The 419-nt window shown below is 74.7% G+C and carries 1 pseudogene; it reads right to left on the minus strand.

Going from position 1 to position 419, the window contains the following annotated elements:
- Positions 1 to 239 (minus strand): annotated as a pseudogene (locus G3I71_RS50705) (hemolysin III family protein); the annotation flags it as partial.
- Positions 240 to 419 lie beyond the last annotated feature (180 nt).

Raw genomic sequence — 419 nt, forward strand, 5'->3', positions numbered from 1 at the left:
CGGCCGGCCGCGGTGGGCGAGAGCACGACGAGCACGATCGACGCGACGAGCGCGAGCGGCGCGACGCCCGCGTGGATCCAGCCGCGCAGCCGCGGCTTGACCGCGTCGACGACCTGCTCGACCGCGTCGACGACGGCGTCGGCCGCGCGGGACACGGGGTGGTCGCTGCGGCGGGGCTCGTCGGGGGTGTCGCGTCCGGGGGACGCGGGGTGCGCGTCGTGGGCCGGGGGAGTGCTCATGCGTCGGGTGCCGCCTTCGTCGCTCGAGACCTACTTGACCGTAGGTTACGCGTCCGTAGGTAGCGGTGTCGACGTGACCCGTGCCCTCGCGAGGTCCTCCGGCGAGTACCGTGGGCGCCGTCGAACGACCGCCACGAGGAGGCTACGCGTGCGCCTGCCGCACCCGCTCTACGGCCTGTA

Source organism: Streptomyces sp. SID12501 (genome assembly GCF_010550245.1).
In the GTDB taxonomy this organism is placed as follows: Bacteria; Actinomycetota; Actinomycetes; order Streptomycetales; family Streptomycetaceae; genus Streptomyces.